The following is a 22,775-nucleotide window of genomic DNA, read 5'->3' as shown; positions in this document are numbered from 1 at the left end:
GCGGAATTAGTTTAAATCTAATTCTGCGCTTTTCCGTACATATTTGGTAGGAAGGTAATCATAATGAAATTCATTCATACAGCGGATTTACATCTCGACAGTCCATTTTTGGGACTCAAAAATAATGTTTTACCAGATGAGCTCTGGGAAAGGGTTCATCAATCGACTTTTGATTCATTTGAGAAGATTATTGATGCTGCTATTGAACAAAAAGTTGATTTTGTGCTGCTTGTTGGTGATTTATTTGACCGCGAAGAGCGAAGTGTTGCGGCTGACGCATTTTTGACTGATCAGCTTCAGCGGCTTGATAACAATGGAATTGAAGCTTTTGTCAGTTTTGGTAACCATGATTATTCAACATCTTCCCCAGATTCCTTTGGGTATCCTGATAACACAATGGTTTTTGGCAATCAGGTGGAGACTAAAAAATATACATTGTCGAATGGTGAAGTAGTGGCCGTCAGTGGTTTTAGTTTTGATAAACAGTGGATTACCCAACCAATGATTCAAAATTATCCCCAAGCCGTATCTGATGCGACTTGGAACATTGGGATGCTTCATGGCAGTCTGAGCACATTGAATGCGCCAGAGGCTAATTATGCACCGTTTACTTTGACCGAGCTTGAAGACAAAGGCTATGATTACTGGGCATTGGGCCATATACACAAACGTCAGGCTTTAAACGATCAGGGGACCATTAATTATTCTGGAAATACTCAGGGCCGCCACATCAACGAATCAGGTGAAAAGGGTTATATACTTGTTCAATCTGATGGTCATCAGTTGAAATCCGAGTTTAAGCCGACTGCCCCAATCATATGGGACCGGGTACCAATATCATTGGCTGACTTGGCCAGTGATCAATTAGCGGAATCCATTTTAGAAACAATTGCTGATCTTCATTATGCTAAACTTCATTTTATCCGAGTTCAGTTAACGAGTGATTCAAGTATTGATTCAGATGTACTTGCCGCAATTAACAATGGAAGTTTACTTGATGACCTTCAGCAGATTAATGCCGACAAGTGGCAGCAGTTGAACTGCTGGATTACTTCGATTGAAGCACCGAAGACTTCAAATCTAGTTTATAGCAGTATTGATCAGAAGTATTTTAATCAAGCCAAGGCAGAAACACTGACAGACGATGTATTTGATCAAATTGTAAAAGGCTTTAACAAACAGCCGGCTTTTATTAAAGATGAGGTCAGCACTGATGAATCTAAACATGCGATCTTTGATCAGGCCGGTCAGATTCTCCGAGAGAATGTCGTTAATCCTGATGATGTGGAGGACGATTCCAAGTGATAATTAAACAATTAAACATATATGGTTTCGGCCGTTGGATTGATCAAAAGATTGATATCCAAACCCCGCTTCAGGTCGTTTATGGCGCAAATGAAGCTGGTAAGAGTACGATCATTGCATTTATCAAAGGAATCTTGTTTGGATTCACCGATAAGAAGCATTCCATTCATGGGCAATATCAGCCCAAAGGAAATGCCCCGTATGGTGGTGAGATAATCTTTTCTGTCGATGACCATGACTATAAGCTTGTCAGAACGGGATTAAAATATGGTGGAACGGTTAAATTTTATGACTTGGATGCCGATACGGAACTCACGGATGAAGATTATAAAAAATTAATCTCACCTATCGATCGAACGGCATACGACCAATTGTTTTACTTTGGCAGTGTTGACCAGGGTGAATTGTATAAAATGGGCCGTGATGAACTTCGAATGCGAATTCAATCCATCGGGGTTGCCGGTGCCGGTGAATGGATGGCCTTACAGGCTGATTTGGACAAACAATCAGCTAAGATGTACGCTCCGCGTGGCCGAACGAAAACTATCAATGTTCAAATTGCAGAATATAAGGCTCTGGAGAAACAGGTGACAGATGCCAAAGAAGATTTCCCAAAGTATCAACAATTACAGGCCACTCTAAAGGGCAAGCGGGAAAGTTTGGCAAAACTCCAGACAACATCAAAAGAAAATGATCATGAGTTGGATGAAAAACGACATATCCAAACTGTCCTGCCGCTTGTTAATCAGCTAAGTCAGTATAACAATCTTAAAGCATCACAACGTAAAAAAGGTTTTTCAAATGACGATCTAAATACTTTTAATCAGCTGAACCTTCAGGTAGATAATTTAAAGCAACAGCTGGCAGAAAAGCAACAAGGGATTGATGAATTGGCTGCGCAATTGTCAGTCAGTCCTGCACAGCAGTTCTACAAAGATCACCGGGATGTTATTAATCAACTCGGCGACCAGCTTCCAGAGGAACGTAAACGGGCACTTCAGATTGAAATGACCGTTAATCAGATGGTTGAAAGCCAACAACAGATTGATGAAAAGGCCAGTTTGATTGAGAAAAATGATCAGGGACATTTGCCGAAAGTCTTTGATATGGCAACGTTCACCCAAGTTAATGAATTATTGAGAGACCGTCAAAACCTCAGTGACAAGTTGGCTGATCTGAAGGATAGTGAGCACCGCCGCGCCCAGCAGGCAAATCAATCAAATAAGCAGAGTGGATCGATGATTTGGTATGGGGCAGCCATTGCTTTGATTGTGGCAGCCATTCTTTTGAGTTCGACTTCGTTTGGTTGGATTGGCTATGTACTGGCGATTATTTCCGCTGTGTGGGGATGGTATAGTGCCAATGAATCTACGGTTGAAGCACCTGTTCAAAACACGGATGATCCAGGCAGATTGAAAAATCAACTGGCACAGATTGAAGATAATATATCTAAAATTCGCGATCAGTTTGAACTCCAGGGGATTGATGAATCGAATTGGATCTCCATTCAGGGCCCGTTACAGCAAATCATGGACCTGAAGACCAATTATCAAAAGCAAAAGACTGCGTTGGCTGTTACCCAAGCTCAATACAATCATTATATTGAGAAATGGCAATTTGCTGGAGATTGGTTGAAATTCGATCAAACCCGGTATTCTGAAACAATCGAAACCATCAATACCACGGTACAGCATTGGCAGGAATTGTCAGCTGTTTATCATCGGAAAAAGTTGGCGTTGGATGAAGCGCAAAAATCAATTCAGACTGTCCAATCCAAATTTACAAAGTTAACAGAAGCAAAGTCTAAATTTTTTGAGGATCGCAGCATTCAATCCGATGAAGCTTTCAAGGCTTCTGTTGAAGTGCAAACTGAACTTTCCAACAGGCTTCGACGTAAAGCTGATTTGGAAAAACAGATTGAAGCAGCCAATATTCAGATTCCCAAAGATATTGATCAAGGTCAGTTGGATGAAGACATCAAAGACAGGTCAGTAAAAACCCATCAGATTCGCGAACAAGTTGATGATTTAAATCGGGAAGCAACCCAAATCAGCACAGAAATTGAGGGCTTGGTTAAAAACGGCAAGTACTATGATCTTCGCCAAAGTCTTGCTAATAAGCAAACTGAAATCGTTGAAAATGTACAGAAATACTTTGCCTTGAAGCTGAGTTCCGAATGGATCCAATCAGTTCTGGATATTGCCAGTAAAGGCAGGCTGCCAAAAACTTTGGAACTTGCCAAAAAGTATTTTTCAACGTTAACTGATGGTGCTTACAAAGAAATTATTTTTAAAAATGAAATCTCAGTTGTGCGAAATGACGACGTTCACTTTCCAATTAACGAATTGTCAACCGGAACGTTGGAGCAGCTGTATTTGGCATTAATATTTTCGATGTCGGTCGGATTTAGCGATCAATACCCAATGCCAATCATGATTGATGACGGGTTTGTCAATTTCGATAAAAATCGAAAAGCAGCTGCGGGTAAAATGCTTCAACAAATCAGCGAAAAAACACAAGTCATATATTTCACGGCCAATTTGGATGAAAATGATGATGGGCAGCTCGTCTTGAATCTTAACAAGCTTTAGGAGGCGGTTTTATGGCAAAACAATTAATGGACATCAAGCTGGATGAAGAGTTCGAGATGTATGTTCTCTTGAAGGATTCCACAAAACGGGTCGCCAAGAACGGCAAAACCTTTTTGTCGCTTGTATTCCAAGATCAGTCCGGCCAAATTTCCGGCAAATATTGGGATGCATCTGAAGCAGATGTGGCCCAGTTTGTCACCGGCAAAGTTGTTTTATTAAAAGGTAAACGGGAAAATTATATGAATTCCCCACAGATTAAGATTCTGGGGATGAGGCTCGCTAATCAAAGCGAACCTCATGACCCGGTAAACTTTGTTAAGCGGGCTGGAATGTCCCGTGATCAAATGACTGAATATATCGACCAAACAATTTTTGAAATCACTAATGCGACATATAATCGGATTGTTCGCATGCTGATTTCAAAGCACGCCGATGCCTTTTATACTTTTCCCGCTGCCAAATCCAATCACCATGATTTTGCAGGCGGGTTGGCTTTTCATACTATTTCAATTCTCCGACAGGCTCACGCAATCGTGAACCAGTACGATGGGATCAATGCCCCTTTATTGTACGCAGGAGCCATTCTGCATGATTTAGGTAAAACTATTGAGCTGTCAGGCCCAATTGCGACAGAATACACCTTGGCGGGCAATTTGCTGGGACATTTGAGCATCATGGACGCTGAAATTGCCGAAGCGGCTGACAAACTTGGAATCGATGAGGAGTCACAAGACGTTCTTCTTTTGAGGCACATGGTCCTATCTCATCATGGCCTTTTGGAGTATGGTTCTCCTGAACGGCCCAAGATTCTTGAAGCAGAAATTCTTCACCATCTTGATGAGCTGGATGCGACTATTATGATGATTCAGGGAGCTACGAAAAATATCGAACCCGGCCAATTCAGTGATCGTGTCTTTGGACTGGATAACCGGAGATTCTACAAACCGGAAAAGTCCGGCGATTCAAAGCAAAAACCAACTCAGGGTAAACTGTTGTAATATGAGATATGAAACAGGCAGGAAAACAATCATTTCTTTGTTTTCCTGCCTGTTTTGTTGGTTTTTGAATTGATCATGCTTTTATCCTTTGAAGTCGATACTGCAACGGACTTTTTCCAAATGTTTGGCGAAACTTTTGAATGAAGTAAGGTGGATTGTCAAAGCCCACCTTTCTACCAATTACAGCGACAGCTTGATCACTATTGATAAGCATTCCTTCAGCTCGGCTCATTCGAATTTCCAGTAGTTTTTGCTGTGGTGTCATGCCTGTTTCTTGTTTGTAGACATGTCGTAAATATGATTGTGAGCCATGTGCTTGGTACGCCAACTCTTTTAACGAAAGGTTCTGCTGAAAATTATTTTCCAAGATGGTGTTAATTTCACTTACCCAAGTTATATTATCAACAGGCTGGTTTAGTGGCCGACATCGCTTGCATGGCCGGTACCCGGCTTCAATGGCATCATTTGGGTCATAATAGATTGTGATGTTTTCTCGTTTAGGAAGTCGGGAAGGGCAGGATGGCCGGCAAAAAATATGAGTGCTCTTAACTGCATGCCAAAACTGATTGTCATAACTTGCATCATTGTTTTGGATTGCTGTCCATTCAAAGTTTTCCATGATTATCCAGCTCCTTTCAGCAGCAAATAACGTTTATTCATGCAGTTGAGTTAAATTGATCCCTTCAAGTTTCAGCAATTGAATTTTCCGATCGATCCCACCGGCATATCCCGTCAAACTGCCGTCTGATCCAACTACTCGGTGACAGGGGATAATTAGTGAGATTGGATTATGGCCAACCGCGCCTCCCACCGCTCGGGCTGCTGTATGCCCAGTGCTGTGCTCCGCTGGAATTTTATCAGCAATTTCTTGGTATGTGATTGTGCTGCCATAGGGGACTTTTACCAATACTTTTAAAACTGATTGACGAAAGTCAGTGACCTCTGGGGATAATGGAATGTTGCTGATGGATGGTTTTTGGCCGGCAAAGTAGTTGGTCAGCCACTTTTTTGCTTCACTAATGGGGTGGCTGTTGCCCATTTGTGATTCTGCCAAATTATATTTTGCGCCAAAGTACTGTTGATCTGAGAACCAAAGACCCAGCAAATACTTGTCGTTACTCAATAAAATAATTTCTCCCAGTGGAGATTGATAACTATTATTAATCAGCATACAATATTCTTCCTTCCACACCTCAATGTAACAAACGTCAAATATAGAACACAGTGCTATATTTTTCAGTATAACAGGAAGATGTTTCGAAAAATATCAATATATGGCTTTTTAATAACTACAATTGGAACAGAATTGATTCGTTAAAACACACCTGAGGAAGATTCATATACAGCAAAAAGCTGAGCCGTCTTTCCCAGAGAAGGGGAGGACAGCTCAGCTTTTAACCAACAAAAGTAATGGTTCTGTTATTTAGTTTTAAGTTAAATCAGAATTACTTTTTGCTTGATGAACTTGTTGAAAGGTAATCTGACAAGACGTTTTGAAGGTCTTTATCTTGGATAGTAACTTTACCTTTCTTAAGAACTTTAGATACAACTGAATGAAGGGTGTTGCTGTCAGACATCTTGGCAGTAACGATTTGATCCTTTAATTCAGATTCGTGTTGTTTCCAAGTTCCCTTTGAAGGATGGTTAACCATTTGGATAACTTGGTAACCATATTGAGTCTTAACAGGGGTCTTAGTGTATTCACCGTTCTTCAGCTTGAACGCAGCTTTTTTGAAGTTGCTGTCAAGTGAAGTGTTGGTGTTGTCGAATGGTGAAATTCGGCCACCCTTGTTCTTAGTTGCAGTATCAGTTGAATACTTCTTGGCTAAGCTTGAGAAGCTCTTACCTTTTTTAAGTTCGCTGATAACTTTGTTTGCTGTGGCTTTCTTTGAAACCAGGATTTCGTTAACAGTGACTTTTGGTTGATATGACTTGAACTGAGTTTGAAGTTGAGCATCAGAAATGTTGATGTTGTCTTTAACGGCTTGCTTTAATAAGAGATTTGAACGAATTGAATCCTTCAATTGTGAAGCAGTCATTCCGTTTTGTTGAAGAACTGAGTTAAATGATGAACCATATTGTTTCTTGTATTTGTTAAATTCACTATTAACTTGTGAGTCCTTAACATCTTTACCGTATTGCTTGTCCAAAACCTTGTTTAAGATCATTTGCTGCAATACTTGCTTACCGCTTGAAGTACTCTTCAAGCTGCTGTAATAAGCACTTTCAGTAATTTTACCGCCGTTGGTTGTTGCAACAGTTTTGCTGCCACAAGCTGCAAGGGTAAAACTCATCATAATGCCGGCTAAAACAATTAGCCATTTTTTCATACAAAAACACATCCATTCCTTAAAGTATTCGTCTGCAAAGCAAACGTTCTCGATAATAATAACATAATATGACTGGTTTATATAATGACCTCAAGAATTTAAACAAATATTCAGATTTTATTTCAATTTGTCGGAGTATTTCTTGATTTCATCCAGACGGGGTTGAATCTGAAACATGGCGTCGTCCACATTCCGCTGAATATCGGAAAGTGTTTTTTCAAGGAGTGGCATTTCAGATTTAAACTGATCCATCGACGTTTTAAAGTCTTGGTAAGCCGTTTTCCAATCAGTCGCTTTTTCTTTCTTATCATTAAACGTGGTTTTTGCCCGTTCAACAAACTCACTTGGCGTTTCTTTGCGTGAATAAAGATAGGCACCTGCCACAACTGCGGTTGCCCCTAAAATTTTAAAAGCAGTTTTCATGATTAATCACCCATATGTGCTTCAATTGATTCTTGAATAGATTTCAGCTGATCCGGTGAATATTTGTTGGAGTTATCCTTAAAGATCATCTTAAAGTCATCGTTGCTGGTATAGCGGGGAACCAAGTGGAAGTGGGAATGGAAAACGGACTGATAGGCAACTTGACCGTTATTATTCAGAATATTCATGCCTTTAATATCCGGGTTGGAAGCTTTAACGGCTCTGGCAATTTTGGGGATTCGTGCAAAGACTTCGCTTGCCAATTCTTCATCATACTCAAAAATGTTGGCAATATGTTTCTTTGGAATCACCAAAGTGTGACCGGGGGTTCCTTGAGAAATATCCAGGAACGCTTTAACAATATCATCCTCATAAACAGTGTAGCTGGGGATTTCATTTCTTACGATTTTACAAAAAATGCAATCTTTCAAAATCTCTACCTTCTTTCTGTGAATACTAATGATATTATACCATTAATGTCCCTTTGGCCTCATTCAATGGCGAATGTTCTATGTTATAATTTTGTTTGTAGATTTTTCATGCAATGGAGGTAAACTATGTCCTTAAAAGTTTCAGATCTGGTAGGGGGCTATTCCCAAGTGCCAGTGTTAAAAGACGTCAACTTTGACGTCAAAGATGGTGAGTTGGTCGGTCTGATTGGCCTTAATGGAGCCGGCAAGTCAACAACCATCAATCATATTATTGGTTTATTAACCCCTTTTAAGGGATCAATTACAATTAACGGCACCGGATTAAATGATGACGTAAAAAAATATAAGGAACAGATTGCTTATATTCCAGAACAACCCATTGTTTATAAAGAGTTAACTCTAAAAGAACATTTGGAAATGACTATGTTGGCTTACAACCTTGACCAGGATCAAGCTTGGGAGCGGGCCCATCAGCTTCTTAAGCTTTTTCGGTTGGACAACAAACTTGATTGGTTCCCTGATAACTTCTCCAAAGGGATGCGCCAAAAAGTAATGATTGTCTGTGCCTTCTTGACGAATGCCAAGCTTTTTATTATCGACGAGCCGTTTCTCGGATTGGATCCATTGGCTGTCAACGACTTGCTTAACTTAATTTCTGAAAGAAAAAAGCAGGGTGCCAGCATTTTAATGTCAACTCATGTGCTTGATACTGCTCAACGATACTGTGATCGCTTTGTTTTGCTTCACGACGGCAAAGTTAGAACCGAAGGAACCATTGAAGAACTTCGAAAATTGTTCCCTGAAGCCGGTGATTCACTCAACGACATTTACCTGACGTTGGCTAGAGAAGGCGATGCCTCATGAAGCAGTTATTCAAGCAGCGTTTAACAACTCATTTAAAAGAAATGATGCGGTACCTCAGATTAGTTTTCAATGACTATTTTGTATTGGCACTGCTTTTTGTAATTGGCGGATTAGGCTATTACTATTCCAATACGCTCAAACAGCTGCATACAGGTTTGTGGTGGGCCCCGATTGTGATTATCGGGATTCTCCTGGTCAGCGTCCAGCTGGGGCGCTTTGCAACTTTGATTGAAGCCCCGGATTACGTTTTTCTGCTTCCTAGAGAAGCAGACCTTTATCATTATTTGAAAAGCGGTTTTAATTACAGCTTATCAATTGCTTTGAGTATTCAGGTATTGTTTTGGATTCTCTTAATGCCATTTATTCAAGTCACAATGCACGTTACGGCAATCGATCTATATTTGCTGCTGGCCACCGCTGTTCTTTTGAAGACAACTTGGTTGAATACGGATTTTGCCAGAAAGTACCATTTGAAGAGACGGTGGCTTTCCAGCCGTTTCTTATTTAGACTGTTGGTTCCCGTTGTTTCCTTTGGGTTTTCAATCTATATTAATTACTGGATTGGATTGGCCGTAGCTTTAATTGCATTGATCGTCAGTTGGGTTAGCCGCAGAAGTTGGGTAACCCGATCGCTTGATTGGACGAAAATGATTTCGGATGAAAACAGTCGGATGCATACGGTTTATCAATTCTTCAATTTATTTACCGATGTTCCGATGCTGCAAGGGTCGGTCAAGCGTCGACGCTATGTGGACGGTATTTTAAATCGAATCAAGCTTATTCCCAAGAACACGTATCTGTATTTGTATGGCCATGGGATTGTAAGAGACAATGAAATGAGTGGGTTATACGTTCGTTTACTCGTCATTGGAACTTTGCTTTTAGTTTTTGTCAAAGGCGAGATGCTGCCCATTTTCTTGAGCCTTCTTTTCATTTATCTCATTGGGTTCCAAATGATTCCGTTTTATTTTCATTTTTCAGACAATGCGTTTGTTCATGTGTATCCGATAACCGACAAATATCAACTGATGAGTTTCCAGCGGGTCCTGTTATACCTGTTGACGACCGTTGGAGTTGTCTTTGCCATTGCCGTGGTCGCGGTTAACTATACAAGTTTAGTGACCGTTTTTGGTGTCATTATTGGAGAAGCACTTGAAATTTGGGCATTTATCTATGTATATCTGCCAAGGCGACTTGCCAGAAGCGAACGGATCAGATAAAAATTAATAATTTATAGGAGAATGATATGCGTGTAAGAAAAAAGCCGTGGGCCGATAAATATATCGAAGACCACAGCGACTTTATTGTGACTGATCCCAAAAACTGGCTGGGCAAATGGCAACAGCGATTTGCCAAAAAACAGCCCTTGAATGTTGAGGTTGGAATTGGCAAAGGGAGATTTATCATTGAAACCGCCCGGGCCAATCCGGATATTAACTATATTGGTGTCGAATTGCAGACTTCTGTCATTGCGACAGCTTTACGGACTTTTATGGAAGATCCACTACCAAACGTTCAATTCGTATTGACAGACGGTGCCAATTTGGACGAATTGTTTTACGAAGATGAAATCAAAAAAATCTTTTTGAATTTTTCCGATCCATGGCCGAAGAAACGCCACGCCAAGCGACGATTGACATCACCGCTCTTCCTTAAAACATACAAACATGTTTTGGTCGAAGACGGCGACATTGAATTTAAGACAGATAATCGCGGGTTGTTTGAGTACACATTGGTTACGATGAACAATTTTCCAATGAAATTCGATTATGTTTCGTTAGACCTGCATAAATCACCAGAAAATGAGACCAATATTGAAACTGAATATGAGCAAAAGTTCAGTCCAAAAGGGCCAATTTATAAGCTGATTGCGCATTTTACAAACTAACAACCTGATGTTTGACAAGCCCTTTTGTTGCACTGTTGATCCAAAATTCTTCAGTTTTGTGATTGCCATTTTGATCCAGGTAATTAAATCCAAATTGAAAAATTGCCGTGTTGGAATCAGAAGATGGGAAAATACTCCAGCTGCCCATGTATTTATAGCCTTTCATTGCTATTGAATGTTTGGTATCCTTGACGATAGCTGTTAAATATTTCTCGTGTTTTGCACTGGATTTATAAGCAGCATAAGTGCCGGCAGCAAGGGCTGCAAGTGTTAAAGAATATAAGATTGTTTGCTTTTTCATAATTTCACCTGTTTTCGTAGTATGATATGTATACTTTAGTATATTGACGGTGGATGAGCAAACTCAACCCAAATCGCATCGACTTGCGCTATAATGTACTATACATTAGTAAGTGAAAGGATGATAATTTTGAAAAATTTACCAAAAACTAACTTGAGTGATCTTACAAACCAGCTTAAAGAGGGCAAGTATATGCTGTTCTTTACTGCTGATTGGTGCCCTGACTGCCGTTTTATCAAACCTGCTATGCCCGCCATTGAAGCTGAGTATCCAGAATATACCTTCTTAATGGTTGATCGTGACGAGAACATTGATCTCGCCGGCGAAATGGGCATTATGGGTATTCCAAGTTTTGTTGCTTATTCAGATGGCAAAGAAATTGGTCGTTTCAATAATGGAGACCGTAAAACAAAAGCTGAAGTTGAGAGCTTTATTAACTCATTAGCAAGTACTGTAGCAAAATAATTGATTGTTGGAAGGAATTTTGAAATGTTAATTGCAAGTTATAACCCCAAGAGTACCGGTGACACAATGGTTTTAATTATGGAACCCGATGCAGCCAAACAAAGTGTCGCAATTCATGATGATGTTGCCCGAATTTTCGCTTCTGATAACGATCAGACGTTGGGGTACAACTTTTTAAATGCAAGTAAAATTCTTCCCGAAATTGTCAACGAAAATGGTCGGGTCAATTTAACTGAAGACCAGGTTGCCAAGCTGAACCAATATTTAAGCACGCATGGCTTCCCAGCAGATATTAAATATGACAATGCGCCTAAGTTTGTTGTCGGCTACGTTAAATCTGTAGAGGATCATCCAAAAGCCAACCATTTGCAAATTACCAAAACTGATATTGGAACAGGTAAGGATCTTCAAATTGTCAGTGGCTCTCCGAACATGCGCGAAGATATTAAAGTCGTTGTAGCTTTAAGCGGTGCCATGATGCCTGACGGTCAAATTATTTGGCCGGGCGAACTTCGTGGTGTTGAGAGTGATGGGATGATTTGTTCCGGTCGTGAACTGGAACTGCCGAATGCACCACAGGTTCCCGGTGCGTTAATTTTGCCTGATGACTATCAGGTGGGAACTGCCTTTGATTTCAAAAAAGCACAGCATTTGTTTGACTAAATAATTTTGGGTGGATGAGTTATGAAGCATTATGATGGACCGGCTTTTTTTCGAAAAAAGGGGATTACAAGAACCCCGCGCAAAAAAAGTGAAATTAAACAAGTAAAAACACAGGATTTTGGCGACACCCAAGACAAGCGGGCTAAAAGTATTCTTAAACGAGATTCGGATAATGGGGATGAAACTCCGGCATTCTTGAAAGAGATTAAGAACTTTAAGCCGCAAAAACGGTCAAAGTCTGAAAAACGAAAACAACAGATCAAAACAAATTACTTTCTCAGTCAGGAGCGTCGACGACATCATTTATATGATGAGCTGACTCGTCGGCTGAGAATTACATATGATGACCTCATTGTCCTGGCTGATGAACAGAGCATTGAGGATCAGCAAAAAAACGAAGTGGTTAATAACACCACCACTTCAGAATCCAATCATCGGGTAAGTCATTTTGAAAATCAACCACAATCAATGAATCCACGAGTGGATGATTCCTCTAGTCACCACGAAATTGCGACTCGACGACTACCCAGGGAACCCAGAAAATCCTTGGCACATCACGGACTGGGACAATCCCTCAATTCAATAATCAACAAAGAGCAGGCCAGCAAAACTGACCTTTCTTTGTTTCACACTAAAAAAACAGATCAGTCTTCAGAACAAAAAACGGTCAGTCATGTACCAAATCTTGATGAGAGTGTAACTCATGCCACAGGTTCGCAGATAAACACACAATCTGATTCAAACAATCAGCGTGGGTATCATTTCCCTCCGCTTTCATTACTTTCCAAGCCGCAGGAGACTGAATCAGACTCAATTGATGATTGGATTTTACATCAGTCAGATATTTTAAACCAAACATTTTCTGCTTTTAAGGTCAATGCACAGGTTATGGATTGGACAAATGGGCCGACAGTTACCCAGTTTCAAGTTAAGTTGGCACTGGGAGTTAAAGTCAGCCGAATCACCAATCTGACCGATGATTTAAAATTGGCACTTGCCGCTAAGGATATTAGAATCGAAGCACCAATTCCAGGCAAAACGACAGTCGGCATTGAAATTCCTAATCCCGAGCCGAGACCAGTTGTTCTTTCTGAGATCATTTCAACTGAACATTTTAAAAAGAGTCAGAGCCCTCTGACGACTGCAATTGGCGTTGATTTATCAGGGACTCCGCGTACAGCCGACATTCGAAAAATGCCCCATGGATTAATTGCGGGAGCAACCGGATCTGGTAAGAGTGTTTTCATTAATAGCCTGTTGGTTTCCTTGCTGTACAAAGCCACTCCGTCAGATCTACGCTTACTGTTGATTGATCCAAAAGCTGTTGAGCTCGCGCCATATGATGGTATCCCCCATTTGCTTTCGCCAGTTATTTCTGATCCCAAAACGGCTGCCGCTTCGCTTAAATGGGTGACTGAGGAAATGGATCAGCGATACGAAAAATTGGCTGCTGCCGGTGCTAAAAATATTGAACAATTTAACAAGCAGGCGGATGATTCCGGCGATTATGGGCTCAAAATGCCTTATATTCTTGTGATTATTGACGAATTGGCTGACTTAATGATGGTGGCTTCCAGTGAGGTAGAGGATTACATTGTTAGAATTACGCAAAAAGCCCGGGCTGCCGGAATTCATCTCATTGTGGCAACCCAACGCCCAAGCGTGGATATCGTAACCGGAACGATCAAAAATAATATTCCAAGCCGAATTGCTTTCATGGTCTCCAGCCAGGTTGATTCGAGAACAATTCTTGATTCAGCCGGTGCGGAACGTTTACTTGGTCGTGGAGATATGCTATATCTAGGTAGTGGGGCTAACCAGCCGGTCAGACTCCAAGGGGCATTTGTTAATAATCAAGAACTTGATCGAATCATTGATTTTGTGCGCGAGCAGGGAGAACCGAAATATCTGTTTACGCCGGAAAGCTTGAAAAAATCAAGTTCCGAAGCAAGTTCTCAAGACCGATTAATGCCACAAGTTTTGAAATATATTGCAAATGAAGACACAATTTCTACTTCAAAGCTTCAACGGGTATTTTCAATCGGGTATAATAGAGCTGCAAACATTATTGATCATTTGCAGGAAAAAGATCTGGTTTCAGAGCAACAGGGTTCCAAGCCGCGGACTGTGTACTATAAGCCGACGACAAAAGGACCAGCTCCGGAATCACCGCAAGATAATCAAAAATAACATAATGGGATAGGTAGGATGTCTAATGAATTCAGATACGGTATATCATTTTGTCGGAATTAAAGGTACAGGAATGGCCGCAATGGCTTTGATCTTACATGATCGTGGTGAAAAAGTGCAGGGATCTGATATTGATCAATACACATTTACCCAACGTGGTCTTGAAAAAGCGGGTATCAAAATATTGCCCTTCGATGAGAACAATATTCACGAGGGCTTAACAGTCATTGCTGGTAATTCATTTACTGATGACCATCCAGAAATCAAGAAGTCCCGGGAAATGGGTCTGACAGTTTACCGTTATCACCAATTTCTTGGTAAGATCATCAAAGGTAAAACCAGCATTGGTGTTTCCGGCGCCCATGGTAAGACCAGTACAACTGGCTTGCTGTCCCATGTACTTTCCGGAATTGCACCAACCGATTATCTGATTGGTGATGGATCTGGTAAAGGTGTTCCAAACGCACGATTCTTCGTATATGAAGCAGATGAATACCGTCGGCACTTCCTCGCCACTGAACCGGATTATGCCATTATGACCAATATTGATTTTGATCATCCTGACTATTACAAGAGCATTGATGATGTTCAAGACGCCTTTCAAACGTTTGCCAACCAAACAAAGAAGGGAATCTTTGCATGGGGTGATGACAAACGTCTTCGCCAATTAAAAGCCAAGGTTCCAATTTATTACTATGGTTTGCATGATACCGATGACTTCCAAGCTGTTGATGTCAAACGAACAACCAGCGGCTCAAGCTTCAATGTTACGTACAAGGGTAAAGATCTGGGTAACTTCTCTGTGCCATTGTTTGGTGAACACAACATTTTCAATTCTTTAGCGGTCATTGCGGTTGCTTATTTTGAAGACGTTGACTTGGACGAAATTCGTAAAGAATTAAAGACATTCCAAGGAGTTAAACGCCGATTTGCTGAACGAAAGATTGCCGGCATGACCATTATTGACGATTATGCCCATCATCCAACTGAAATCAAAGCAACCATTGATGCTGCCCGCCAGGAATATCCTAGCAAGAAGATTGCCGTGGTCTTCCAGCCACATACCTTCAGCCGGACGATTGCCTTGATGGATGATTTTGCCAAGAGTTTGAATTTGGCTGACGAAGTCTTCTTGACACAAATCTACAGTTCACCTCGTGAAAGTCACGGTAAAGTTTCAAGTGAGGATTTGTCCAAGAAGATCAGCAAGGGCGGTCGAATTTTATCCGTTGACAATATGTCACCACTATTGGACTACGATAACGATGTGATCATTTTCATGGGTGCTGGTGATATTCAGAAATATGAAAAATCGTATGAAGATCTATTAAGTCACTTAAGCAAGAAAATTAATTAAGATATCTTATAAAAGCTGTTAATTGAGTGGTAATTGCTTGATTAATGGCTTTTATTTGTTAAAATTACTTAACAGTATAGGTATGAATGTCGTGTCTGAATCGATGCAATGTTTGAACTTATAAACAAAAGGGAGCGGATTTAATGAACAATTATCCAAATGAACAACAGGAAGCTCGGAAAGTCGTCAATAACGCGGCCGGATTAAATGCTTTTCTAACAAAAATGTACGGCTGGATGAGTTTAGCCGTTTTGGTTTCTGCTGCAACAGCATTTCTGGTTAGCGGATCGGTTGATGGTGGTATGGGTGTTTACATTGCAGCTCATCGAGGCGTGATGTTGGGATCGCTCGTCTTATGGTTTGCTTTACCATTTATTATCTCAATGCAGGCTTTGAAGCGACCAACACTTGCTTTTACAGTTCTGATGCTATACTCAATCTTGAGTGGCTTCGTTTTCGCAACAATCGCATGGGCGTACACTGGTGCTTCAATTGCCGCTGCCTTTGTATCTGCATCTGCAATCTTTATCACAATGACAACTGTTGGGTTGGTAACACATAAAAATCTCGATCGTTGGGGCGCACAGGCCACTGCAGCGTTGATTGCTTTAATCATCGCGATGGTAATCAACTTTTTCCTGCGTAGTACGTTGATCGCATTTGTCTTTTCAATCATTGCTGTCTTGATTTTCACAGTTTTGACTGCTTATGACACTCAAAAGATGAAACAGATGTATAATCAATATTCTGGTAATGGCGAAGTATCAATGACTGGTTTGGCTGTGTTCGGAGCTTTGCAGCTTTACTTGGACTTTGTGAACCTATTTATCCAACTACTTTCAATTTTCGGTAATAACGACCGTTAATTCAAATTTTGATAAACGATTAACCATTGACTTGGTTGATCGTTTTTTGTTATGTGTCGTGGTAAAATTAAAGTAATAGTTTTCATCAGAGGAGAAGTTAATGACTAAGAAATTATTATTAATCGATGGTAACAGTGTGGCTTTCAAAGCCTTTTATGCCTTATATACCGCGATGGACAAATTTACGAATTCATCTGGTTTGCATACCAGTGCTATTTATGGCTTTAATCGAATGCTTGATAAAGTTTTGACCGATGAGAAGCCAACCGATGTCTTAGTGGCTTTTGATGCAGGCAAAACGACCTTTCGAACTGAAATGTACGCTGATTATAAGGGTGGCCGCGCAAAGACGCCAACCGAACTTTCGGAGCAATTTCCGTTCATCAAAGAGCTGCTTAACAGCCGTGGTATTCAAACTTACGAATTAAAAAATTATGAAGCTGATGACATCATTGGGACTTTGGCGAAAAAAGCTGAAGAAGCTGGTGACTACCAGGTTGTCATTGTGACAGGAGATCGAGATCTTACTCAATTAACATCAGACAAGACAACTGTTCAGGTCTCTGTGAAGGGGGTAACCGAACTTGAAACCTACACACCAAAACATGTTGAAGAAAAATTAGGGGTAAAGCCAAGCCAGATCATTGAAATTAAAGGTCTCAAAGGCGATAATTCTGATAATTATCCCGGTGTTGAAAAGGTTGGGGACAAAACTGCCCTCAAACTCATTCAACAGTTTGGTACCATTGACAATTTGTACCAAAATATTGATCAAGTTTCCGGGAAAAAGTTAAAAGAACATCTGATTAATGATCAAAAGCAGGCCGAACGTGCCCACACTTTGGCAACCATCAATCGGGAAGCACCGATTACGGTTTCTTTGGATGACCTTAAATATCAAGGTGACGATATTGAGAAGCTGACCGATTTCTATGAGAGAATGGGGTTCAAGTCTTTTCTAGCCAAATTATCAGTCGATGATGATCACTCTGATGATCAAGAAGCCATTAAATATACTGTTTTGACGGCTGACAATGCCACCGAACTTGACCAATTCAAAGATGAAATCTCCTTTCATCTGGAAATGTCTGAAGAAAATTACCATATTTCACCTTTGGTTGGCTTTGCACTTGGTCAAGGTGACAAGTGGTATGTCACCAATAATTGTGAATTACTCAATAATGACCATGTTAAAAAATTGTTAACAAGCAGCAAAATCAAAAAGAATGTTTTTGATGCTAAACGAACTTACGTTGGCTTGTATCGGCAAGGCATCAAATTAGCCTATGTCGACTTTGATATGCTGCTGGTATCGTATTTGCTTAATACAACTAATAACAGTAATGATGTTGGAACAGTAGCCCATCTGCATGGGTACTACAATGTTAAAACCGATGAAGAGGTTTATGGCAAAGGAGCCAAGCGAACAATCGATACTGAATCACCAGAATTTCTTACTCATATGGTTCACAAGGTTAAGGCAATTGATCAGCTTCACGACGAAATGTTTAAGGATCTTGATGAACATAATCAAACCAAGCTCTATCGTGAGATTGAAATTAAGATTGCTTTTGTTCTTGCTCACATGGAAATCAATGGGATCAAAGTCGATTCGGCAACCTTGGAAAGTATGGGGAGCAAGTTCAAAGAACGACTTGCAGAAATCCAGCAGACAATTTACCAAGAAGCCGGTGAAGAATTCAATATTGGTTCACCTAAACAGCTTGGAAAAATTTTATTTGAAAAGCTGCGTTTGCCAATCTTAAAGAAGACCAAAACCGGTTATTCCACCTCGGTCGACGTTTTGGAAAAGTTGGCACCTGATGCACCTATTGTTCAGAACGTGCTGAATTATCGACAAATTGCCAAATTGCAATCTACGTATATTGATGGGTTGTTGAAGGTTATCCACAAAGATGACTCAAAGGTTCATACCAGATACCTTCAGACGTTGACCCAGACTGGTCGGCTGTCTTCAGTTGATCCAAATCTGCAAAATATTCCGGTCCGTTCGGAGGAAGGCCGTTTGATTCGTCAAGCTTTCATTCCATCACATTCCGGTTGGCAGATTTTTTCGTCAGATTATTCTCAAATTGAGTTGAGAGTCTTGGCATCGATCACCAATGATAAAAACATGCAGGATGCTTTCAAAAATGGTGAGGATATTCATGCCACCACCGCACGAAGAATTTTTGGCCTACCATCCAATGAAGAAGTAACGCCTGACCTCAGACGGCAGGCAAAAGCCGTGAACTTTGGGATTGTTTATGGGATCAGTGACTTTGGGCTGTCCCAAAATACCGGTATTACTCGGAAGCAAGCCCACCAGTTCATTCAGCGGTACTTCGAAGAATATCCTGGTGTGAAAAAGTATATGGAAGATATTGTAGAGTTTGCCAGAAACCATCGTTATGTTGAGACCATTGCTCACAGACGCCGCTACCTGCCTGATATTAATTCCAAGAGTTTCAACCTGCGTTCATTTGCTGAACGTACTGCAATGAACACGCCTATCCAAGGGAGTGCGGCAGATATTATTAAGATTGCCATGATCAATATGGCGGATGCAATTAAAGAGATGAAAACTCGGATGTTGCTCCAGGTGCATGATGAATTAATTTTTGAGGTTCCGGATGAAGAAATGGAAACCGTCAAAAAGTTGATTCCAAGTGTCATGGATTCGGCAATCAAATTACATGTGCCGCTAAAAGTTGAAAGTCACTGGGGCAAAACCTGGTATGATGCAAAATAAATTAAGCTAAATTGGGGGATCTGCAATGCCTGAATTACCTGAAGTTGAAACTGTTAGACGTGGGCTCACCCAGTTAGTCGAGGGTAGCACGATCCAAACGGTCGATGTCTTATATCCCAAAATGATTAATGTTTCACCTGAAGAATTTCAAGCTGCTCTTCGTGGGAAACAAATTATGAAAATTGATCGGCGGGGAAAGTATCTTTTTATCCGGCTGAGCGATAATTTAACGATTGTCTCCCATTTGCGGATGGAAGGGAAGTATGACGTTGAACCTGAGGGCTCACCAATTGACAAGCATACCCACATTATTTTTCATTTAACGGATGGTCGCCAATTACGATATAACGATACCCGTAAATTTGGTCGAATGAACCTGGTGGATACCGGTACCGAAATGCAGGTTGCCGGGTTGAAGACGATTGGCCCCGAACCTACAGAAGACGACTTAACAGTTGCTTATATGAAGAAAATATTTGCTAAAAGTCACAAAGTCGTCAAACCATTTTTGTTGGACCAGAGTAATATTGCCGGATTAGGGAATATTTACGCTGATGAAGTGTTGTGGTTGAGTAAAATTAATCCCCAGCAACCGGTGAATACTATTAGTTTGGCAAAAATTAAATTATTACGGAAAAGTATTATTGCCGAACTGAATAAAGCCATTGCCGGTCATGGAACCACAGTCCATTCCTACTCCACAGCTTATGGCGAGGCGGGAAACTTCCAAAACCAGTTAAATGTGTATGGCAGAGAAGGCGAACCCTGTCCAAGGTGTGGAACCAAGATTGTAAAAATTAAACTGGCTCAGCGGGGAACTCATTATTGCCCAAAGTGTCAGCCATTGCGTGGTGTTAAAAAATGACAAAATTAATTGGTTTGACTGGTGGAATTGCAACCGGGAAATCACTGGTGAGTGACTATTTGCAGCAACAGGGAATTCCAATTATCGATGCCGACTTGGTCACGCATAAAGTAGAACAAAAGGGGACTGAAGGACTTAAAGCTTTGGTTCGAGTTTTCGGTAGGCAAATTCTGCTACCCGATGGTTCATTGGACCGACGTGGACTGGGTCAAATTGTTTTCAATAGTCCTAATGATTTGAAAGCATTGGTCCGAACGATTGACCCATTTATCCGAGATGAAATTTTTAAACAGCTTGAAACCTACAAGGACGATGAATTAACTGTGTTGGACGCGCCAACGCTATTTGAAAATGGTTATGCGCATTTGGTTGATGAAGTTATTGTTGTATATAGCGATCCGGTCACCCAGTTGCACCGATTGATGAAACGCAATAAACTTAGTATCGTTGAAGCAAATACAAGAATTAAAAACCAATGGCCAATGCAGACAAAATGCGATTTGGCTGATACAATTATTTATAACTCAGGAACAGTTTCTACAACGCTGACACAAGTTGATAAATGGTTGGCAAACGAAATGAAATAGACGAGGTGAATGCCATGCAATGCCCTCATTGCGGATACAATGGCTCCAAAGTTGTCGACAGCCGGCCAACAGATGATGGCCGGGTTATTAGACGAAGAAGAGAATGTGAACACTGTGGTTTTCGGTTTACAACCTTTGAGCGGGTTGAAGTAACACCGTTGTTGGTTGTGAAGAAAAACGGGAACCGTGAAGAATTTAACAGAGAAAAATTATTAAAAGGAATTGTCAGATCGGCAGAAAAACGCCCGGTTTCTATGGATGCAATTACGAATTTGGTTGACCGGGTCGAAAACAAGCTGCGATCATTAGGTGAAAATGAAGTTTCCAGCCAGCAAATTGGTGAATTTGTGATGGAAGATTTGGTGAATTTGGACGAGATTGCCTATATTCGCTTTGCAAGTGTCTATCGCCAATTTAAAGATATGTCGGTATTTTATAAAGAGCTCAAAGAAATTATGGAAAAGGATAAGAAAAAGAATCAGGATAACTCGGAGGAAAAGTAAATGGAAAATCCTTTCGATAAGTTAACTCCTGATACAAAATATCTGATTACCAATTCCCACATTAACCGAAGCATAGATCACAGTGTCCTTACCAACTTGTACCAACCAATTATTGGTGAAAAGGCATTGGCATTGTATGATCTGCTGTGGTCGATGAGCCTGGATGACCATAATCAGTTGGTGCTGCACAAACATTATGAAATTCAGAGTATGCTCAATTGCAAAATTGAAGATCTTGTGGATATCAGAAAACAGCTTGAAGCCGTTAAACTGATTAACACACTTGTGTCTGCCAAAAAACCTGATGTATTGATTTATTCCATGAATCTTCCACTGACTGCTGAACAGTTTTTACGCACGGATATTTTGTCAATTATTCTGTTAGGCAAAGTGGGCGAAGTGACTTATCAACAAATTGTTGATCGATTAGTTGCAACACCGCCTGATTTAGGTGACACAACGAACATTTCAGCTTCATTGCTGGATCTGTTTAATGTTCCCCAAAATCTGATTAAGCAAATTCCTGGTTTTGTGAACGACGCCAAACAAAAAGTTGTCCAGTCAGCCGGAAATATCGATCCAAGCAGTTTTGAGCCCGACAGTAATCACTTTGATTTTCGGCTTCTTTTAAGCATGCTTGAGAATTCATACGTTGATGAAAACAGTGTCAAAGCTGCTCGTGATTTAGTTCTGTCTGAACATCTGCTTTACGGAATTGACGAAATTCAGATGGCTAAACTGATTCAAAAGGCGACCAATCTCAGTACCAATCAACTTAACCAGAGTCAGTTAAAGGCAATTATTGTTGATAATTTCAGCCAACAACAGGTGGGGACAGTGGAGCTTCAGCCAAAGCCCACATCTTCTCCTCGCAAAGCGACTTCAGGAAGTACTGATAACGCAACTGACCAACTGATTGAAATCAGTAAAAAGACCGCGCCGATTGTATTCCTACAGCAGATTAAAAAACAAAAGCATGGGATCGTGACAAGTGGCGAACAGCGGACGCTAAGCGAACTTGTTAATTTGCGTGCGCTTCCCAACGAAGTGATCAATATTCTGATCTATTATCTGTTGGTTGATGAGAACCGCTCGACCCTTAATAAAAACCTTATGTCAACCATCGCCGATGACTGGTCACAACATGATATTATCGATGCTGAAAAAGCGATCAACGAAATTAAGGAACGCCCAATTAAATTGAAAAAGCAGGCTGAAAAACGTGCTTCAAAATACAAGCAACGCAAAGTCAATGTTAAGGAGACTTTGCCTGACTGGGCAAAAGACGATCAGGCTTCAACATCAGGCCCAAAGCCAACAACTCAGCTGACAGAAGCTCAGAAAAAGCAATTAAAAGAACAACTGGATAAATTAAAAAAACCGGGAAGTAGGTGAG

General features: G+C 40.7%; 22 protein-coding genes. 16 read left to right on the top strand and 6 right to left on the bottom strand.

Annotation, left to right across the window (positions count from 1 at the left end):
• The first annotated feature begins 63 nt into the window (after window positions 1–63).
• From FD17_RS00820 to FD17_RS00810, 3 genes are read left to right on the top strand one after another with little or no spacing between them, the layout of a single operon-like run.
• Window positions 64–1,305, top strand: coding sequence for a metallophosphoesterase family protein (locus tag FD17_RS00820; protein ID WP_057822788.1), 1,242 nt, complete (start codon window positions 64–66; stop codon window positions 1,303–1,305).
• Window positions 1,302–3,896: an ATP-binding protein gene (locus FD17_RS00815; protein WP_057822786.1), complete on the top strand. Its 2,595-nt coding sequence runs from the start codon at window positions 1,302–1,304 to the stop codon at window positions 3,894–3,896. Before FD17_RS00820 ends, FD17_RS00815 begins: the two co-directional genes overlap by 4 nt.
• Window positions 3,897–3,907: 11 nt before the next feature.
• Window positions 3,908–4,894, top strand: a complete 987-nt coding sequence (locus FD17_RS00810; RefSeq protein WP_057822785.1) for a 3'-5' exoribonuclease YhaM family protein — start codon at window positions 3,908–3,910, stop codon at window positions 4,892–4,894.
• A 73-nt stretch (window positions 4,895–4,967) separates the two neighbouring features.
• On the opposite strand, the gene FD17_RS00805 is transcribed toward FD17_RS00810, so the two are convergent.
• The 5 genes from FD17_RS00805 to FD17_RS00785 form a co-directional block, all read right to left on the bottom strand.
• Window positions 4,968–5,513, bottom strand: coding sequence for a bifunctional transcriptional activator/DNA repair enzyme AdaA (locus FD17_RS00805; RefSeq protein WP_156653596.1), 546 nt, complete (start codon window positions 5,511–5,513; stop codon window positions 4,968–4,970).
• A 33-nt stretch (window positions 5,514–5,546) separates the two neighbouring features.
• The gene (locus FD17_RS00800) at window positions 5,547–6,065 is read right to left on the bottom strand and encodes a methylated-DNA--[protein]-cysteine S-methyltransferase (protein ID WP_057822781.1); all 519 of its coding nucleotides are present in this window, start codon (window positions 6,063–6,065) and stop codon (window positions 5,547–5,549) included.
• A 274-nt stretch (window positions 6,066–6,339) separates the two neighbouring features.
• Complete coding sequence (locus FD17_RS00795; protein ID WP_057822779.1) at window positions 6,340–7,224, bottom strand: peptidylprolyl isomerase PrsA; 885 nt, start codon at window positions 7,222–7,224, stop codon at window positions 6,340–6,342.
• A gap of 117 nt (window positions 7,225–7,341) precedes the next feature.
• Window positions 7,342–7,647: a hypothetical protein gene (locus FD17_RS00790; RefSeq protein WP_057822777.1), complete on the bottom strand. Its 306-nt coding sequence runs from the start codon at window positions 7,645–7,647 to the stop codon at window positions 7,342–7,344.
• Between the two features lie 2 nt (window positions 7,648–7,649).
• A complete protein-coding gene (locus tag FD17_RS00785) occupies window positions 7,650–8,078 on the bottom strand; it encodes an HIT family protein (RefSeq protein WP_057822775.1) in 429 nt (142 codons plus the stop codon).
• A gap of 126 nt (window positions 8,079–8,204) precedes the next feature.
• On the opposite strand from FD17_RS00785, the gene FD17_RS00780 reads away from it, so the two are divergent.
• From FD17_RS00780 to trmB, 3 genes are read left to right on the top strand one after another with little or no spacing between them, the layout of a single operon-like run.
• Window positions 8,205–8,942, top strand: coding sequence for an ABC transporter ATP-binding protein (locus tag FD17_RS00780; RefSeq protein WP_057822773.1), 738 nt, complete (start codon window positions 8,205–8,207; stop codon window positions 8,940–8,942).
• Window positions 8,939–10,162, top strand: coding sequence for an ABC transporter permease (locus FD17_RS00775; protein WP_057822771.1), 1,224 nt, complete (start codon window positions 8,939–8,941; stop codon window positions 10,160–10,162). Before FD17_RS00780 ends, FD17_RS00775 begins: the two co-directional genes overlap by 4 nt.
• Before the next feature lie 26 nt (window positions 10,163–10,188).
• Window positions 10,189–10,830 carry a tRNA (guanosine(46)-N7)-methyltransferase TrmB gene (gene trmB, locus FD17_RS00770; protein ID WP_057822769.1) on the top strand — a complete coding sequence of 214 codons (642 nt, stop codon included), beginning with the start codon at window positions 10,189–10,191 and terminating at the stop codon, window positions 10,828–10,830.
• Here trmB and FD17_RS00765 read toward each other — a convergent pair.
• The gene (locus FD17_RS00765; protein ID WP_057822768.1) at window positions 10,820–11,131 is read right to left on the bottom strand and encodes a hypothetical protein; all 312 of its coding nucleotides are present in this window, start codon (window positions 11,129–11,131) and stop codon (window positions 10,820–10,822) included. The two genes, trmB and FD17_RS00765, sit on opposite strands and share 11 nt — an antisense overlap.
• Before the next feature lie 129 nt (window positions 11,132–11,260).
• Here FD17_RS00765 and FD17_RS00760 point away from each other — a divergent pair, with 129 nt between their 5' ends.
• The 10 genes from FD17_RS00760 (at window position 11,261) to FD17_RS00715 (ending at window position 22,774) form a co-directional block, all read left to right on the top strand.
• Window positions 11,261–11,596, top strand: coding sequence for a thioredoxin family protein (locus tag FD17_RS00760; protein WP_057822766.1), 336 nt, complete (start codon window positions 11,261–11,263; stop codon window positions 11,594–11,596).
• Between the two features lie 24 nt (window positions 11,597–11,620).
• On the top strand, window positions 11,621–12,259 hold the full coding sequence (gene ytpR / locus FD17_RS00755) for a YtpR family tRNA-binding protein (RefSeq protein WP_057822763.1): 639 nt from the start codon (window positions 11,621–11,623) through the stop codon (window positions 12,257–12,259).
• Window positions 12,260–12,280: 21 nt separating this feature from the next.
• Complete coding sequence (locus FD17_RS00750) at window positions 12,281–14,449, top strand: DNA translocase FtsK (protein ID WP_057822761.1); 2,169 nt, start codon at window positions 12,281–12,283, stop codon at window positions 14,447–14,449.
• Window positions 14,450–14,474: 25 nt separating this feature from the next.
• The gene (murC, locus tag FD17_RS00745) at window positions 14,475–15,806 is read left to right on the top strand and encodes a UDP-N-acetylmuramate--L-alanine ligase (RefSeq protein ID WP_057822759.1); all 1,332 of its coding nucleotides are present in this window, start codon (window positions 14,475–14,477) and stop codon (window positions 15,804–15,806) included.
• Between the two features lie 143 nt (window positions 15,807–15,949).
• A complete protein-coding gene (locus FD17_RS00740; protein ID WP_057822757.1) occupies window positions 15,950–16,672 on the top strand; it encodes a Bax inhibitor-1/YccA family protein in 723 nt (240 codons plus the stop codon).
• Between the two features lie 100 nt (window positions 16,673–16,772).
• Window positions 16,773–19,424, top strand: a complete 2,652-nt coding sequence (gene polA, locus FD17_RS00735; RefSeq protein WP_057822755.1) for a DNA polymerase I — start codon at window positions 16,773–16,775, stop codon at window positions 19,422–19,424.
• Window positions 19,425–19,449: 25 nt separating this feature from the next.
• Window positions 19,450–20,289 (top strand): DNA-formamidopyrimidine glycosylase, encoded by an 840-nt coding sequence (mutM, locus tag FD17_RS00730; protein ID WP_057822754.1) that lies wholly within the window; start codon window positions 19,450–19,452, stop codon window positions 20,287–20,289.
• Window positions 20,286–20,876 carry a dephospho-CoA kinase gene (gene coaE, locus FD17_RS00725; RefSeq protein ID WP_057822752.1) on the top strand — a complete coding sequence of 197 codons (591 nt, stop codon included), beginning with the start codon at window positions 20,286–20,288 and terminating at the stop codon, window positions 20,874–20,876. The genes mutM and coaE overlap by 4 nt, the downstream gene beginning before the upstream one ends.
• A 14-nt stretch (window positions 20,877–20,890) precedes the next feature.
• Window positions 20,891–21,379, top strand: a complete 489-nt coding sequence (gene nrdR, locus FD17_RS00720) for a transcriptional regulator NrdR (RefSeq protein ID WP_057822750.1) — start codon at window positions 20,891–20,893, stop codon at window positions 21,377–21,379.
• Window positions 21,380–22,774, top strand: coding sequence for a replication initiation and membrane attachment family protein (locus FD17_RS00715; protein ID WP_057822748.1), 1,395 nt, complete (start codon window positions 21,380–21,382; stop codon window positions 22,772–22,774).
• Window position 22,775 lies beyond the last annotated feature (1 nt).

Source organism: Lentilactobacillus sunkii DSM 19904 (assembly GCF_001435575.1).
In the GTDB taxonomy this organism is placed as follows: domain Bacteria; phylum Bacillota; class Bacilli; order Lactobacillales; family Lactobacillaceae; genus Lentilactobacillus; species Lentilactobacillus sunkii.
This window is presented reverse-complemented; position numbering and strand designations above follow the sequence as displayed.